Source organism: Chromobacterium sp. Panama, from assembly GCF_003052555.1.
Taxonomy (GTDB): domain Bacteria; phylum Pseudomonadota; class Gammaproteobacteria; order Burkholderiales; family Chromobacteriaceae; genus Chromobacterium.
The window spans coordinates 1,576,853-1,593,600 of record NZ_QARX01000001.1; the positions used below are offsets into that span (position 1 = coordinate 1,576,853).

General features: G+C 63.7%; 12 protein-coding genes. 8 read left to right on the forward strand and 4 right to left on the reverse strand.

Annotated features, from left to right (window positions below; genetic code table 11):
• Positions 1–42: 42 nt before the first annotated feature.
• Positions 43–2,418, forward strand: a complete 2,376-nt coding sequence (locus DB032_RS07195; protein WP_107798870.1) for a 3-hydroxyacyl-CoA dehydrogenase/enoyl-CoA hydratase family protein — start codon at positions 43–45, stop codon at positions 2,416–2,418.
• Between the two features lie 193 nt (positions 2,419–2,611).
• A complete protein-coding gene (locus tag DB032_RS07200) occupies positions 2,612–3,814 on the forward strand; it encodes an acetyl-CoA C-acyltransferase (protein WP_107798871.1) in 1,203 nt (400 codons plus the stop codon).
• 82 nt (positions 3,815–3,896) lie between these two features.
• Here the strand turns inward: DB032_RS07200 and DB032_RS07205 are convergent, their stop codons facing one another.
• Entirely contained in the window at positions 3,897–5,330 is a 1,434-nt protein-coding gene (locus tag DB032_RS07205) for a PilZ domain-containing protein (protein ID WP_227103326.1), read from the reverse strand.
• A gap of 311 nt (positions 5,331–5,641) precedes the next feature.
• Here DB032_RS07205 and DB032_RS07210 point away from each other — a divergent pair, with 311 nt between their 5' ends.
• From DB032_RS07210 to DB032_RS07220, 3 genes are all read left to right on the forward strand, one after another.
• Positions 5,642–7,777 (forward strand): patatin-like phospholipase family protein, encoded by a 2,136-nt coding sequence (locus DB032_RS07210; RefSeq protein WP_158274253.1) that lies wholly within the window; start codon positions 5,642–5,644, stop codon positions 7,775–7,777.
• 297 nt (positions 7,778–8,074) lie between these two features.
• Positions 8,075–9,004 carry a triacylglycerol lipase gene (locus DB032_RS07215; RefSeq protein ID WP_107798874.1) on the forward strand — a complete coding sequence of 310 codons (930 nt, stop codon included), beginning with the start codon at positions 8,075–8,077 and terminating at the stop codon, positions 9,002–9,004.
• Positions 9,004–9,915, forward strand: coding sequence for a lipase secretion chaperone (locus tag DB032_RS07220; RefSeq protein WP_107798875.1), 912 nt, complete (start codon positions 9,004–9,006; stop codon positions 9,913–9,915). Before DB032_RS07215 ends, DB032_RS07220 begins: the two co-directional genes overlap by 1 nt.
• A gap of 11 nt (positions 9,916–9,926) precedes the next feature.
• On the opposite strand, the gene trpC is transcribed toward DB032_RS07220, so the two are convergent.
• The 3 genes from trpC to bluB form a co-directional block, all read right to left on the reverse strand.
• Positions 9,927–10,733: an indole-3-glycerol phosphate synthase TrpC gene (gene trpC / locus DB032_RS07225; RefSeq protein ID WP_107798876.1), complete on the reverse strand. Its 807-nt coding sequence runs from the start codon at positions 10,731–10,733 to the stop codon at positions 9,927–9,929.
• Between the two features lie 79 nt (positions 10,734–10,812).
• A complete protein-coding gene (locus DB032_RS07230) occupies positions 10,813–11,325 on the reverse strand; it encodes a prolyl-tRNA synthetase associated domain-containing protein (RefSeq protein ID WP_107798877.1) in 513 nt (170 codons plus the stop codon).
• 32 nt (positions 11,326–11,357) lie between these two features.
• Positions 11,358–11,999, reverse strand: a complete 642-nt coding sequence (bluB, locus tag DB032_RS07235; protein WP_107798878.1) for a 5,6-dimethylbenzimidazole synthase — start codon at positions 11,997–11,999, stop codon at positions 11,358–11,360.
• 336 nt (positions 12,000–12,335) lie between these two features.
• On the opposite strand from bluB, the gene DB032_RS07240 reads away from it, so the two are divergent.
• From DB032_RS07240 to pheA, 3 genes are all read left to right on the forward strand, one after another.
• Complete coding sequence (locus DB032_RS07240) at positions 12,336–13,790, forward strand: aminoacyl-histidine dipeptidase (protein ID WP_107798879.1); 1,455 nt, start codon at positions 12,336–12,338, stop codon at positions 13,788–13,790.
• Between the two features lie 266 nt (positions 13,791–14,056).
• Complete coding sequence (locus DB032_RS07245; RefSeq protein ID WP_107798880.1) at positions 14,057–15,265, forward strand: MFS transporter; 1,209 nt, start codon at positions 14,057–14,059, stop codon at positions 15,263–15,265.
• Positions 15,266–15,660: 395 nt separating this feature from the next.
• Positions 15,661–16,734 (forward strand): prephenate dehydratase, encoded by a 1,074-nt coding sequence (gene pheA, locus DB032_RS07250; protein ID WP_107798881.1) that lies wholly within the window; start codon positions 15,661–15,663, stop codon positions 16,732–16,734.
• Positions 16,735–16,748 lie beyond the last annotated feature (14 nt).

Below are 16,748 nucleotides of genomic sequence, written 5' to 3' on the forward strand. Positions count from 1 at the left end.
AGGGGCCTGTCTCATGTTGTGTTTCAACAAAACGAGGAAACCATGTCTCAAACCAAGTTCAACGTACGCAAGGTAGCCGTGTTAGGCGCTGGCGTGATGGGGGCTCAAATCGCCGCCCATCTGGTGAATGCCAAAGTTCCGACCATCCTGTTCGACTTGCCCGCCAAGGAAGGCGACAAGAACGGCATCGTGCTCAAGGCGCTGGAAGGCTTGAAAAAGCAGAAGCCGGCTCCCTTGGCCAATAAGGATGCCGTCAACCACATTCAGCCGGCCAACTACGACGACCACCTGCACCTCTTGAAGGATTGCGACCTGGTGATCGAAGCCATCGCCGAGCGCATGGACTGGAAAGCGGATCTGTACCACAAAGTGGCGCCGCACCTGGGCGAACACACCATTTTCGCCACCAATACGTCCGGCCTGTCGATCAACACGCTGGCGCAAAGCTGCCCGGACAATGTGCGCCCGCGTTTCTGCGGCGTGCATTTCTTCAATCCGCCGCGCTATATGCATCTGGTGGAAATCATTCCCTGCCTGACCTCGGACGCGCACATCCTGGATAATCTGGAGCGCTTCCTGGTGTCCAGCCTGGGCAAGGGCGTAGTTCGCGCCAAGGACACCCCCAACTTCGTCGCCAACCGCATCGGCGTATTCTCGATGCTGGCCACCATCGCCAACGCCGACAAGTTCGGCATCCGCTTCGACGTGGTGGACGACCTGACCGGTCCGCGTCTGGGCCGCCCCAAATCGGCCACCTTCCGCACCGCCGACGTGGTGGGCCTGGACACTTTCGCCCACGTGGTCAAAACCATGCAGGACACCCTGCCGCAAGACCCTTGGCACGGCCTGTTCCAGACTCCGGAATGGATGCAGAAGCTGATCGCCGCCGGCGCGCTGGGCGCCAAGACCAAGGCCGGCATTTATAAGAAAGACGGCAAGCGCATGTTGGTGCTGGACCCGGCCAAGGGCGAGTACGTCGGCTCCGGCGAGAAGGGCGACGACGCGGTCAAGGAAATCCTGAAGATCGCCAATCCGGCGGAAAAATTCCAGAAACTGCGCGAGAGCAGCCATCCGCAGGCGCAATTCCTGTGGGCATGTTTCCGCGATGTGTTCCATTACATTTCCCACCATCTGGCCGATATCGCCAATAGCGCGCGCGACGTCGACTTCGCCATCCGCTGGGGCTTCGGCTGGAGCGTGGGTCCGTTTGAAACCTGGCAGGCCGCCGGCTGGCAGCAAGTGGCCAAGTGGCTGGACGAGGACGTGAAAGCCGGCAAGGCGCTGAGCGCCGCCGCGCTGCCGGCCTGGGTGCTGCAGGGCGACCGCGCCGGCGTGCACTTCGCCGAAGGTTCTTACGATCCGGCCGGCAACAAGCTGGTGGGCCGCTCCACGCTGGACGTGTACCAGCGCCAGCTGGCGCCGGCCAAGGTGCTGGGCGAGGCGGCGGCGCCGCTGGGCGAAACCGTGTTCGAAAACGAGGGCGTGCGCGCTTTCACCACCGGCGACGAAGTGTTGGTGGTGTCGTTCAAGTCCAAGGCGCATGCGATCGGCCCGGCCGTGATCGAGGGGCTGAACAAGGCCGTCGACATCGCCGAAGACCGCTTCAAGGGCCTGGTGATCTGGCAGACCGAGGAGCCGTTCTCCGTCGGCGCCGATCTGCAGTCTATGATGCCGGCCTTCATGATGGGCGATTGGGACGCGATCGACGCGACGGTGCGCCGCTTCCAGGAAACCTCGATGCGCCTGCGTTATTGCCAGGTGCCGACGGTGGCGGCGACCCAGGGCTATGTGTTCGGCGGCGGCTGCGAATTCGCCATGCACTGCGACAAGACCGTGGCGGCGCTGGAGTCCTATGTCGGCCTGGTGGAAGTGGGCGTCGGCCTGCTGCCGGGCGGCGGCGGCTGCAAAGAATTCGCCCTGCGCGCCGCTCAGGAGGCGCGCGGCGACGTGCTGGCCGCGCTGAAGGACTACTTCATGGCCATCGCCACCGCCAAAGTGGCCACCAGCGGCTTCGAAGCGCAGGAAATCGGTTTCTTCCGCAATGGCGACCCGGTGGTGTTCAACGCTTACGAGCTGTTGCACGTGGCCAAACAGCAGGCGATCGCGCTGGCCGAAGCCGGTTACCGTCCGCCGCTCAAGGTCAAGGGCTTCCCGGTGGCCGGCCGCAGCGGCGCCGCGTCCATCAAGGGCCAGTTGGTGAACATGCTGGAAGGCAACTTCATTTCCAAGCATGACTTCTTCATCGCCGGCCTGATCGCCGACGTGATGACCGGCGGCGACGTCGAGGCCGGCACCCTGGTCAACGAGCAGTGGATTCTGGATCTGGAACGCAAGGCCTTCATGACCTTGCTGAAGAACTCCAAGACCCAGGATCGCATCGCCAATATGTTGACCACCGGCAAGCCGCTGCGCAACTAAGTGCTTGGGGGTGATTCTGCTGCGCACGCCGATATCGAATGCTGCGATGCTCGCCGTACCGCATGTACGGCTGCGCTTCTCGCTTCGATCTCGGCCCGCTCGCGACGAATCCTCCCGCAAGCACGGCCAATAGCCAGATGAAAGGCAGCCTGATCGCCGGAGCGCGGGTCAGGCCGCCGACAGGAGAATCAAAATGAGCAAACAAGTACAAGAAGCTTACATCGTCGCCGTCACCCGCACGCCGGTGGGCAAGGCGCCGCGCGGTATGATGCGTCATGTGCGTCCGGACGATATGCTGGCGCACGTGATCACCGGCGCGCTGGCCCAGGTGCCTAATCTGGATCCGAAGCTGATTTCCGACTGCGTGGTGGGCTGCGCCTTCCCGGAAGCGGAACAGGGTCTGAACATGGCGCGCATCGGCGTGTTGCTGGCCGGCCTGCCCAATACCGTGGGCGGCATCACCATCAACCGTTACTGCTCGTCGGGCATCAACGCGGTGCAGATGGCCGCCGACCGTATCCGCCTGGGCGAGGCCGACGTGGTGATCGCCGCGGGCGCCGAGTCGATGTCGCTGGTGCCTATGATGGGCAACAAGGTGTCGCTGAACCCGGAAATCTTCGCCAAGGATGAAAACTACGGCATCGCTTACGGCATGGGCCTGACCGCCGAAAAAGTGGCGCAGCAGTGGGGCGTGTCGCGCGAAGACCAGGACGCGTTCGCGGTGGAATCGCACCGCCGCGCGCTAGCCGCGATCGACGGCGGCAAGTTCAAGAGCGAGATCACGCCGCTGGAGGCGACCTACCGCACGCCCAATCTGGAAACCGGCGAAGTGGCGGTCAAGACCCGCGTGCTGGACACCGACGAAGGCCCGCGCCGCGAGACCACGCTGGAAGGCCTGGCCAAGCTGAAAACGGTGTTCGACGCCAAGGGTTCGGTCACCGCCGGCAATTCCTCGCAGATGTCCGACGGCGCCGGCGCGGTGATTCTGGTGTCCGAGCGCGTGCTCAAGGAGTTCAATCTGACTCCGCTGGGCCGCTACGTCACTTTCGCGGTCAAGGGCGTGCCGCCGGAAATCATGGGCATTGGTCCGAAAGAGGCGATCCCGGCCGCTTTGAGCCAGGCGGGCCTGAAGCAGGACGACCTGAAGTGGATCGAACTGAACGAGGCGTTTGCGGCTCAGGCTTTGGCGGTGATCCGCGATCTGGAGCTGGATACCTCCAAGGTCAACCCGCATGGCGGCGCCATCGCTCTGGGTCACCCGCTGGGCGCCACCGGCGCCATCCGCACCGCCACCCTGGTGCACGGCATGCGCGACGCCGGCCAGAAGGGCTACGGCATGGTGACCATGTGCATCGGCACCGGCATGGGCGCCGCCGGCATCATCGAAGTCTTGTAAGCGGGACGGTTCTCGCGTAAAAAAACCGGCTTGCCATGGCGAGCCGGTTTTTTATTGCCCGCCGCGCGGCGGAGGGCGGGGCTTAGTCCACCTTGGACAGCGTGTCGAAGTCGCTGTGGCTGCAGTCCTCGTATTCGTGCTGCGGCGTTTTGAGGCGAATCTGGTAAGACTTGCCTTGCGCCGCCAGCACCAATTGCTTGTCCGGCAGCGTCAGGGCCTTGGGCATCAGGAAGTAGCGCTGGCCTTTGCGGGAGTTGGGCTGAGTGATGTAGATGGCGGTGGAGGGCGGGGATTCCGAGTGCTCGGGGTCCAGCAGCGATACGCCGACGGGGTTTTGCCCGAGGATTTCTATGCCCACCTTGGTGCCGTTGCTTTGGCGCAGGATGCGGCGGATCACGCCCAGCAGCTGCGGGTGATTGTCCGCTTTGACCAGGATGACGCGGCCGATGGCCAGCTGTTCCACCGCCTTGCCGATGAAGGTGAGGCCCATGCCAGTGGAACTGATGTCGTTGATGCGCCAATCGCTGGCGCGCTCGGGATCCTGCGTCGGCACGTCCTGAACCTTGACCTGATAGGCGACGCGTTCGAAGCCTATGCTGACGTGGGCGTTGGACGCGTGCAGCGAGCGCTCCGACTTGCGCAGGGACTTGCCGCCGTCGGTAGACCAGCGAATGGCCAGTTTTTCGCATAGAATGGCCCATTCCTCGCGCTCCAGCCCACCGTCCATGGCCGCCAGGGCGGGAGGGATCCGCCTGTCCAGATCGAACATCAGATCCGCCAGGCGGCTGGTGATTTCGTAAGCGGACCAGTAGCGGTGCCATTTGCCGGCCATGCCGCGCAGCATGGCTTGCGGCGGTTCGGGCATCGACAGGTTGTAGACGAAGATGGGCTCTTCCACCGGCGGCTGTTTGTCCAGCGGAATGCTCTGGCTCAGCATCATCAGCAACTGGTCTACCGCGATGATCTCCTTGTGCAGCATATTGTCGGTCTGCGCCAGGAAGAGCATGCCGGCCTGGATCAGCAGTTGTTCACAGCTGAATTCGTCCGGGCTGTTCAGATAAAGCTTGATCGGGTGCCGGGAAAAACCGCTTTCCTCTGCCTGGCTGAAAAAGCGGAAACCGTTTTGCCAGGCGGCGCCTTCCGGCTTCAGATAGCGCAGGGAGTTCCATGCGATCAGCCGCATCTGATGATGCAGGCCGCGGATGGTGACGATGCGGATTTCGTCTTCCGGCACCGCGTTGGGATGGCTTTTGTACAGTCTCAGGCAGATCTGGTAGGCGGAGGACAGCTCGTGCCAGTAGGCGAGGATGGTGGGCAGATAGCCTTTGCTGCCGCCTTTGGACTGCAAATAGTCCCGGCACAGCTGGCGGTGGATGTTGTTGGCCTTGTCGTCGACGTAGACCAGGGTCTTGACGCGCTCTTTCAGCGAGATATCGGTGTCGGTATTGATTTTGGCGACGGCTTTGATGATTTCCACCAAGGCGCCGAAATACTCGGTTTCAGGCAGGTCGCGCACTAATAGCGTTGCAGACTGCGCCACTTCGGAGGCAGTCGTGTTTTTGTTCAGTAGGGAACTGACTAGTGATTTGAAGTCAAACATTTAGCCCGGCTTTATAGGAAATTATGTTTTCATTGGCATATCGCTATATCTTACGCCACGCACAGGCGTGGGTGAAACGGTAATTCTCATTATTTACCCATATGCTTACAAATAACAATCGCTGGAATCGGCGACAGCGGCTGACATCGCTGCTGTTGCTCGGGGTTTTGTCGCAAACGGCCTGGGCGGGCAACGGGGAAGAGCTTGGCGCATATCCGCCGCAAGGCGTGGGTTTGGTACTGGGCGGCGGCGGCGCGCGCGGTTTCGCCCACCTGGGGGTGCTGAAGGAGCTGGAGCGTTTGCGGATTCCCATCGCCTGTATCGCGGGGACCAGCGCCGGCGCCCTGATTGGTGGTATTTATGCAAATGGCTTGCCTTTGGCGCAGATGGAGCACGAGTTCGACGCCGCCGATTGGGACGCCTTGCTCTCCGGCAAGCCGACGCGGGCGGACGTGCCCTACGATCGCAAGCGCGACGATTACAAGAACTATCTGGACGTTACCTTCGGCTTGAAGAAGGACGGCCTGAAAGTGCCGCGCAGCGCGATCAATTCGCAGGAAATCGAGCTGTACATCCACAAGCTGACGCGTGATCGCGTGGTGGGCAGTTTCGACCAGTTGCCGATCCCGTTTCGCGCAGTGGCTACCGACTTGGCCACCGGCGAACCGGTGGTGTTCGCGCAGGGCTCGCTGGCGCGCGCGCTGCGCGCCAGCATGGCGGTGCCGGGCTTGTTCGATCTGATAGAAGACGACGATGGCCGCCTGCTGGTGGACGGCGGCCTGGCGCGCAATCTGCCGATTCAGGATGTCAAAGGCCGCTGCGCCGATCGGGTGATCGTCGTCGACGTGTCTACGCCGCTGATGAAGGCGAAAGAGATCAACAGCCTGTTCGATGTGGTGGCGCAGACTTCCAATCTGATGGTCAGCCGCAATGCCAAGGAGCAGTTGCGGAAGCTGGATAAGCGCGATCTGGTGATCAAGCCGGATTTGAGCGGCTATACCGCGGCCTCTTTCAGCGAACACCAGGCAATCACCCAGCGCGGCGAGGAGGCGGCCAAGGCTCTGGCCAAGCAGCTGTCGGCCTATTCGGTGTCGGAAGAAGAGTACGCGGCGTGGAAGCGCCGCTTGGAGCGGCCGCACTTCCCCTTGATCGACAAGATTCAGGTGGAAGGCAAGCCCGGCCAGTTCACCAAGCCGGAGCAACTGGCCAAATCGCTGGCTTTCTCCTCGGTGGTGGAGCCGGTCAGCAGCGCTCAGACCCGTCTGCGCGGCGTGTTCGCCGGCGGCGACTACGACCGGCTGACCTACCGCGTGGACAGTGTGTCCGGCCGCAATGTGATGACGGTGTCGCCGCTGGAGCGCAGCATAGGCCCGAACTTTCTGCGCTTCGGCCTGAACCTGAGCAGCGCGACGCCGGGCGAGAGCAATTTCAACTTTTTGGCTTCGCATGAATGGCGCAACGCCAATAGCGCCGGCGGCGCCTGGCGCAACGATGTGTCCATCGGCCAGAACAAGCTGTTCAAGACTGAGTGGTACCAGCCGCTGTACGAGGGCAGTCCGGTGTTCGGCGCGGCGTCCTTTGGGTATCGACAGGATTTTTTGTCGATTTATAACGCTGACCATACGCTGAATATGGCGTGGAACAATGATGTGGGCAGCGTGCGTCTGGATGGCGGCGTGGCCTTGGGGCGTTACGGCGAGTGGAGGATTGGCGCGTACCGGGACGATAATCACTTTGGCTCGCGAGTGACATGGGCTTCTGGTGTGGCGCCGTTCAATTATAGGGATACCGGGATCAGCACTAGCCTGGTGGTGGATCAGTTCGACAATCCGCGCTGGCCGCGTGCCGGTTATTTCTTTAGCGGCCGGGTGACCAAGAGCATTCCGTCCTGGGGCAGCGATGTCAATCTGACCAACTACGATACGGCCATGGAGTATGTCAAGACACTGGGCAGCGTGACGATGCGCTTGACCGCCAAGAACAAGGGCGCTTTGAATCTCGACAACAGAGAGGATACCCAGACCTTGCCCAGATCGCTGGGCGGCTTCTTGAACCTGAGCGGTTATCAGGATTCCGAATTGGTGGGCATTCGCTCGTCGCTGTTCCGCTCGATGCTGTATTGGCGAGCGTCCAGCCTGCCGTCGGCAATTGGTTCCGGCGTCTACGCCGGCGTTTCGATGGAGCTGGGCAAGATTTGGGGGCGTGTCAGCTTTGACGAGTCGGTATCGCAAAACACCGATTGGATTCCCGCCGGATCGGTCTTCCTCGCCGCGGACACCATCATCGGGCCGTTCTTCCTTGGCGTCGGCACCGCCAAGGGCGGCAAACCCACCGCCTATCTGTATCTGGGGTCCGACTACTGAGTCGATTGTGGCTTGGGCCTGAGGCTCATCAAACTAAAAACGCTATATGGCAGCCGCCATATAGCGTTTTGTTTTTATTGGCCTGGTGGGAGCGAACGGCTGCTCCGGCCCACGCTTATCGATCTTTCGGACGGTTGAATTTTAAGTTCTTGTATTTTCTGTTGTTGATATGTGACGTAAAAATACAAACGTTTGAATAATTCTGGTGTTTTGGGCCGCTTTCTCCTATTACCAATCTTGGGCATGCAAATAAGAGCAAATACTCAGCCCGCATTGATCAACTAGAGGAGAAACACCATGAAGAAGTTGTTACACGGAGCATTGCTGTGTCTGGGCCTGCTGTTGCCCCTGTCCGCCGCCCACGCCGCCGGCGGCTATACCCAGACGCGCTACCCCATCGTGCTGGTGCATGGCTTGTTCGGTTTCGGTCAGTTGTTGGGAGTGGATTATTTTTATCAAGTGCCGGCGGCCTTGCGCGCCGACGGCGCGCAGGTGTTCGTGGCCGAGGTGTCCGCGCTGAACAGCAATGAGGCGCGCGGCGAGCAGTTGCTGCAGCAGGTGCAAAAAATCATCGCCATCACCGGCGCCGCCAAGGTCAATCTGATCGGCCATAGCCAGGGCGCGCCCACGGCGCGCTACGTGGCCGGGGTACGGCCGGACCTGGTGGCTTCGGTCACTTCGGTGGGCGGGGTCAACAAGGGGTCGGCGGTGGCCGACATCGTGCGCGGCGTCGCGCCTCCGGGATCGGTGTCCGAGGCGGTGGCGTCCGCGGTGGCCAAGGCCTTGACCGCGGTGATGCAGTTCTTCGCCGGCACCACCGGGCAGCCGCAATATCCGGTGGGCGCGTTGGATTCCCTGACCACGGCGGGAGCCTCCGCCTTCAGCGCCAAATTCCCGCAAGGGGTGCCGACCAGCGCTTGCGGCGAGGGCGATTATCAGGTCAACGGCATCCGCTACTATTCATGGACCGGTTCGGCCACCGTCACCAATGTGCTGGATCCGCTGTCGGTGCCGATGGGCGTGCTGGGCTTGGCCTTCGGCTCCACGCCCACCGATGGCCTGGTCAGCGCCTGCTCCGCGCATCTGGGTCAGGTGATCCGCGATAACTACCGGATGAACCACGTCAACGAGATCAATCAGAGCTTTGGTCTGGTCAGCCTGTTCGAGGTCAGCCCGGTGAGCTTGTACCGGCAGCAGGCCAATCGCCTGAAGAACACGGGCCTGTGATGTTGCGGGCCTGGATGGGGTGGGGCTGCGCGCTGCTGCTGGCCGCGCTGGGCTGGCTGTGCGTGTCCGGAGCCGACGACGCGGCGGCGCAAACCGGAGTCGCCGCGCCGGCGGCGGCGCCGTCCTTGCGCGGCACCCAGGCGGATGGCCAAGCGCGCGTGGAGGCGAGCGGGGCGCTGAGAGTGGACGCGGAGCTGCGGCGCTTGTTCGATTACCAGTTGGCGACGCTGGGGGAGCGGGACTTGCCGGCGGTGCGCAAGGCGGTGCAGCAGGCCTTGCAATCGCAATTGGGCGCCGCGGCCTTGGGGCAGGCTTTGGCCTTGTTCGACCGTTACGTCGCCTATCGGCGAGCCTTGAGCGAGACCAAGCTGGCGGCGGGAAACGCGGCCGCGGGTTTGCAGCGGATGAGGGCGTTGCGTCTGCAATTCTTGTCCGCAAGCGAGGTGGCGGGCTTGTTTGGCGATGAGGACGTCTACGACGACTTCACCGTCCAGCGGCTGCGCATCGCCGCCGACGCCGGTTTGAGCGCGGAGCAGAAGGCGGCTAGGCTCAAGGCCTTGGAGGCGGCTTTGCCGGCCGAGCTGCGCGCGGCGCGGCAGGAGCCGGTCAAGCATCTGGCGCTGGCGGAGGCGGAGGCGGCTTTGAGGAAGAAGGGCGGCGGCGAGCAGGAGTTGTACGCCTTGCGCGCCGGCATGGTGGGGCAGGCCGCCGCCGACCGTTTGTCGCAGCTGGACCGCGAACAGGCTCAGTGGCAGGCGCGCATAGACGGCTACCGACGGGAGGCGCAGCGCTTGCGGGCGGCGCCCGGCCTGGACGCCGCGCAAAGACAGCAGGCGCTGACCGCCTTGCGCGTCCAACGCTTCAATGCGCAGGAGCAATTGCGGCTGGACGCTTTCCTCCCGCCGCAATAGCCGGCAATGTTTTAGCGGTCCGTCGGGTTTCGAAACAGCCGGGAGAGTCCTTCTCCCGGCTCTTTTTCGCGCATGAAGGCTTCGCCCACCAGGAAGGTGTGCACCTCGTGGCTGCGCATCAGCCTCACGTCGTCGACGGTGGCGATGCCGCTTTCGGTGATGGCGATGCGGCCGTTCTCGATTTGCGGCAGCAGCTTCAGCGTGGTGGCCAGGCTGACTTCGAAGCTGCGCAGATTGCGGTTGTTGACGCCGATCAGCTCGGTTTGGAGTTGCAGCGCCTGTTCCAGTTCCTCGGCGTCGTGCACCTCGGCCAGCACCGCCATGCCCAGCTCCATCGCCAAGGCCTCCAGTTCGCGCATCAGCGGTAGTTCCAGCGCGGCGGCGATCAGCAGAATGCAATCGGCCCCCATCGCGCGGGCTTCGTATACCTGGTAGGGGTCGACGATGAAGTCCTTGCGCAGCACCGGCAGCCGGCAGGCGGCGCGGGCGGCCTGCAGATAGGCGGCGTCGCCCTGGAAATACTGGCGGTCGGTCAGCACCGACAGGCAGGCCGCGCCGTGTTCGGCGTAGCTGGCGGCGATGTCGGCCGGACGGAAGTCCTCGCGGATCACGCCCTTGCTCGGGCTGGCTTTTTTGATCTCGGCGATGACCGCGGCCTGGCCCAGCGCGTGTTTGGCGCGCAGCGCGGCGACAAAATCGCGACGATCGCCGCTGCGTGCTTCCGCGGCGGCGCGGACCGCGCTCAGCGATTGCTGGCGCAAGGCGGCGGCGATTTCTTCACGCTTGGTGGCGATGATGGTGTGGAGTATGTCTGACATGCTTGGGTCTGCAATCCGGGCGAATCGAAAGAAACGACCATCATGCAGGAACTGCCGTGGCCTTGACAAGCCGCGGCGCTCAGGGCCGGCCGGCTTGCTCCTGCCGGCGCGGCACCTCGACGATGCGCGGCGCGTGGCCGGTCAGGTCCAGGAAGCGCATCAGCTCCGCCATCGGCAGCGCCAGCGTGCTGGTATTGACCAGGGGATGGCAGAGGATGGCGTCCCGGCGGCTCAAGTCCTGATCGACGACGATGGCGACCTGGCGGTCGCGGTCGTTGAAGGCGGCCAATAGCGTCACCGCGCCCGGCGTCAGGCCCAGATAACGCTGCAGGCGCTCCGGCGAGGCGAAGCGCAGGCCTTTGAGCTCCAGTTGCTCGCCCAGAGCCTTGATGTCGACGCCGGCGTCGGCCGGCACCGCCAGCAACACGTGCTGGCGGCCCTTGGCGTCGCATAGAAACAGGTTTTTGCATTCCGCGCCGGGCAGGCCCGGCGTCAGGCGCGCGGCTTCTTCGCAGGTATAGACCGGCGGGTGGTCGAAGCGCTGATGGCGGATCTGGTGCTGATCGAGAAAGTCGTACAGAGCGTGTTCCATCGCCTCAGGCTAGCATGGCGACGCGGGGGGGCTCAATGGTCGCGCCAGCGGTCTTCGAACACCAATTGCTCCAGCGGCTGGCGGCTGGCCCACTTTTCCTGCTCCAGCATCGGTTGGGCGTAGAACTCGGAGACATGGCCGAGGCAGAGCACGGCGATGGGCTTGGCGCCTTCCGGCATGCCCAGCAGCGCGGAGAGCGCGACGGGGTCGAACAGGGACACCCAGCCCATGCCCAGGCCTTCGGCGCGCGCCGCCAGCCACAGGTTCTGGATGGCGCAGGCCACCGAGGCCAGATCCATCTCCGGCAAGGTGCGGCGGCCGAACACATGGCGTTCGCGGCCGTCCATCAGGGCGGCCACCAGCACCTCGCCGCAGTCGCGGATGCCTTCCACTTTCAGGCGCAGGAATTCCGCCTGGCGCTCGCCCAGTTGATCCGCGGTGCGCAAGCGCTCCGCGTCCACCAGCGCGCCTATTTTTTCGCGCAGGCCGCGGTCCGCGATGCGGATGAAGCGCCACGGCTGCATATAGCCGACGCTGGGCGCGTGGTGGGCGGCTTCCAAGAGGCGGCGCAGCAGCGCCGGGTCCACCGGGTCCGGCAGAAAATGGCGCATATCGCGCCGCTGCTCTATCACCCGGTAAATGGCGGCGATGTCTTGATCGGGGTAACGGTGCATGGCGGGCCTTTCTTTAGATGCTGTTCAAGTCTGCGGCGCTCCAGCTCGCCAGCCTTTGAACAGGCTCTGACAAACAGATGCGGGGATTATTCAGTGTCGGAGGATAGCGGCTTTGTCACAGCTGGCAAATAGCATGGCGACGCTTGCAGGCGGACTCATGACTTCGGTCAAGCGATTCAGCGGATTAGACGCTTTTGGCATGAGTTTCCCACATGACGCGGCGCATGCGGGCGTGATAAAGTGGACAGTCTGAATTCCAACGTCGCCGCGCCTGGCGCGGCGCGTTCGGCCATAGCCCGAACCGCTATCGCATCTTGATGATTTAGAGGACTTTCCGTGACCCGAATTGCAGAACTAGAACCCAAAGTCGTCTGGGAGCACTTCCAGACCCTGTGTGAAATCCCGCGTCCGTCCAAGCATGAGCAGCAATTGCGCGACTACCTGAAAGGCTGGGCGGAACTGCGCGGCCTGGACACCGTGGTGGACGAGGTGGGCAACCTGATTATTCGCAAGCCGGCGACCCCGGGCTACGAAAACCGCGTCGGCGTGGTGCTGCAAGGCCATCTGGACATGGTGTGCCAGGCCAACACAGGCACCGAGCACGACTTCTTCAAAGACCCGATTCGCCCGACGCTGCAAGACGGCTGGCTGGTGGCGGAAAACACCACGCTGGGCGCCGACAACGGCATAGGCGTGGCGCTGGGCATGGCGGTGCTCAATAGCGAGGAGGTGCCGCACGGTCCGATCGAGGTGCTCTTGACGCTGGACGAGGAAGCCGGCATGGGCGGCGCGCTGGGTCTGGGCACCGGCCTGCTGCAAGGCCAGTACCTGATCAATATCGATACCGAGGAGTGGGGCGAGTTCTATATGGGCTGCGCCGGCGGCGTGGACGTCAACGTCAGCCGCGGCTACGCGAGCGAGACGCTGCCCGCCGGTTACCAGGCCGCCAGCCTGGTGATCAAGGGGCTGCGCGGCGGCCATTCCGGCGCCGACATCCACCTGGGACGCGGCAACGCCAACAAGATTCTGATCCGCCTGATTCGCGAACTGGAAGCGGAAACCGATCTGCGCGTGGCCTCGTTCAAGGGCGGCACTGCGCGCAACGCCTTGTCGCGCGAGGCTTTCGCCGCCGTGGCCTTCCCGGCCGCCGACGCGGCCAAGGTGGCGGCCAAGCTGGACGCCTTCCAAAGCCTGCTGCGTTTCGAACTGGCCGGCGTCGACGAAGGCGTCACCGTGGTGCAGGAGCGGATTGAGCTGGACAAGGTGCTGGCGCGCGCCGACCAAGGCGCCATCTTCGCCGCGCTGCACGCGGCGCCGCATGGCGTCAAGCGCATGAGCCAGCGCGTCGAGGGCGTGGTGGAAACCTCCAACAATCTGGGCGTGGTGGTGCTGGAGGACGGCAAGCTGTTCGCCAACCTGATGGTGCGCTCCTTGCTGGATTCCGGCACCTGGATGCTGGCGCGCGAAGTGGAAAGCCTGTTCCTGCTGGCCGGCTGCCAGGTGGACATGGAAGGCGGCTACCCGGGCTGGGCGCCTAATCCGCAATCCAAGCTGCTGGCCCTGTTCCAGCAAGTCTACGCCAGCGAGTTCGGCGGCGAGGCCCAGGTGCAGGTGATCCACGCCGGCCTGGAGTGCGGCATCCTGGGCTCCAAGTATCCGGGCATGGACATGGTGTCCTTCGGCCCCAATATCCGCGGCGCGCACGCGCCGGGCGAGCGCGTGGAAGTGGAGTCGGTGGGCAAGGCCTGGCATTTGCTGAAGGTGGTGCTGGCCGCGGTGCCTGCGCGCTAAATCGCGGTCCTTGACGGTTTGAAGCGAACACCGGCCGGCGCCAGCGCTGGCCGGTTTTGTTTTTGCCGTCCTGGTTTTGCCCTATGATCACAACTGATCACGACAGCCGCGCCGCTGTTAGTCCTTGTTCAAAGTCCGCCGCGTAGCGCGAGACGGATGGTAAAGGGGCGTTGAAAACCCGCTCATCGCTTTTTCAGCCGCAAGGCCTTGCCTCGCCCTGGTGCGCGAGATTTTGAACAGGCTCATCTTTCGCATGGAGACAAGCGATGAACGATTCCATCAAGCGATTATTGCTGACCGGCGGCCTGATCGTGTCGCTGGCCATGGGCATACGCCATGGCTTCGGCTTTTTCATGCCGCCGATGACCCAGGCCTTCGGCTGGAGCCGGGAAGCCTTCGCCTTCGCGCTGGGCCTGCAAAACCTGGTCTGGGGCCTGGCGCAGCCCTTCGCCGGCGCGCTGGCGGATAGGCACGGCTCCGGCAAGGTGTTGCTGGGCGGGGCCTTGCTTTACGTCGCCGGCCTGGCTTTGATGACGGTGTCCGGCACGCCCTTGCTGTTTTCGCTGTCGGCCGGCGTGCTGCTCGGCCTGGCCTTGTCCTGTGTCACCTACAGCGTGATTTTCGGCGTGGTGGCGCGCAGCGTGCCGCCGGCCTATCGCTCGCGGGCGATGGGCATCGTCGCGGCGGCGGGCTCTTTCGGCCAGTTCGCGATGATTCCGGTGGAGCAGGGCTTGATCGACGGCCTGGGCTGGTTGCCGGCCTTGCTGATTCTGGCCGGCTGTGCGGCCTTGATGCTGCCGCTGTCCGGCTGGCTGGCGCGCGAGGACCGGCCGGCGCAAAGCGCTGCGAGCGCGCATTTGTTGCGCAGCATGGCCGATACCTTCGCCGCCGCCTGGGCGGAGCGCGGCTTCCGCCTCTTGATGGCCGGTTATTTCGTCTGCGGCTTCCAGGTGGTGTTCATCGGCGTGCATCTGCCGGCCTATCTGCGCGACCACGGCCTGGGCGGCGGCGTCGCCAGCCTGGCGCTGGCCTTGATCGGCCTGTTCAACATCTTCGGCGCCATGGCCTTTGGCGAACTGGGCAGCCGCTGGTCCAAGCCCGGCCTGCTCAGTTTCATTTACCTGGCGCGCAGCGTGGTGATCGCGGTCTTCCTTCTGCTGCCGCTCAGCGGCGTTTCGGTGGCGGTGTTCGCCGCGGCGATGGGCTTTCTGTGGCTGTCCACGGTGCCGCTGACCAATGGGGTGATCGCCGGCATGTTTGGCGTGCGTCACTTGGGCATGCTGTCCGGCGCGGTGTTTTTCTCGCATCAGGTGGGCAGCTTCCTGGGGGTGTGGCTGGGCGGGGCGCTTTACGATCTGCTCGGCAACTACGATCTGGTGTGGATGCTGGCGATAGCGCTGGGCTTGCTGGCCGCCGCCGCCAATCTGCCGGTGCGGGAAACCCCGTCGGCCAGTTTCGCCAAGGAGGACGCGTGAGAACCTGGTTGTTTTCCATCGGCGCGGTCTTGCTGCTGGCCTGGCTGACCGGGATGTATCTGCGCGCGGATTTCGTGGTGGATCTGGCCAACCGGGTGTGGACCTGCTTTGGCTAGGAAGCGGTTCAAGGTCCGCGGCGTTGCGGCGATACGGTGTTGAGAGCGTCTTTGGAATGCCGGCGCACTCCGCTTTCTCCGTCGTTTTCGCCTTGTCTCGCTCTAGCTCGCAAGATCGTAAACACGTTCTAAGCGCGGGCCGGTCTCTTGGGTTTTCTCGCGACAAAGGCTTGCGAGCCTGGCTCATCTCGCGGAAACTGAGTGTTTAGAGACGCGCTCGCGGCCAAGCCGGGCGGCGCGTCTTCACAGGATGTGTGCAATAGAGAAAGACTGGAAGCCGTGTCGGAACATTTACTTAAACAGCACCGCGACGCCATCGACAATATCGATGTGGAAATCCTCAATCTGCTGAACCAGCGCGCCACCCATGCGCGCGAAATCGGCGAGATCAAGGGCGGCGGCATCATTTATCGGCCCGAGCGCGAGGCGCAGGTGCTGCGCCGCGTCAAAGAACTGAATCCCGGCCCCTTGCCGGGCGAGTCGGTGGCGCGCTTGTTCCGCGAGGTGATGTCCGAATGCCTGGCGCTGGAAAAGCCCTTGTCCATCGCCTATCTGGGGCCGGAAGGCACGTTCAGCCAGCTGGCCACGCTCAAGCATTTTGGCCACGCGGCGCGCACCGTGGCCTGTAGCTCGATCGACGAGGCCTTCCGCCTGGTGGAGTCGCGCGGCCTGGATTACGTGGTGGCGCCGGTGGAAAACTCCACCGAAGGCGCGGTGGGCCGCACGTTGGACCTGATGGTGACCAGCCCGCTGAGGATTTGCGGTGAAGTGGTGCTGCGCATCCATCACCATTTGCTGCGCAAGGTGGAAGGCCTGGACGGCATCCGCCGCGTGTACGCCCACGCCCAGGCGCTGGCGCAGTGTCACGAGTGGCTGAACAAGAATCTGCCGGAGGCGGTGGAGCGGGTGTCGGTGGCCAGCAACGCCGAAGCGGCGCGGCTGGCGGCCGAAGACGAGGGCGCGGCGGCGATCGCCGGTCAGGCCGCGGCCGAGCGCTACGCTTTGCTGAAGCTGGCGTCCAATATCGAGGACGAGCCCAACAACACCACTCGTTTCCTGGTGCTGGGGCTGCAGGACGTGGGCGTGACCGGTCAGGACAAGACTTCGGTCGTGGTGTCCGCGCCCAACCGCCCGGGCGCGGTGCACCATCTGCTGGCGCCCATCGCCGGCAATGGCGTGTCCATGAGCAAGTTCGAGTCGCGGCCTTCGCGCGCCGGGCTGTGGGACTATGTGTTCTTCATCGATATGGAGGGGCATAGAGACGACGCCAATGTGCGCCAGGCCTTGGCCGGCCTCGCCGAGTGCACTTCCTTCGTCAAGGTATTGGGTTCTTATCCGCTCGCGGTGCTTTGAGCGCCGGAGGGGGA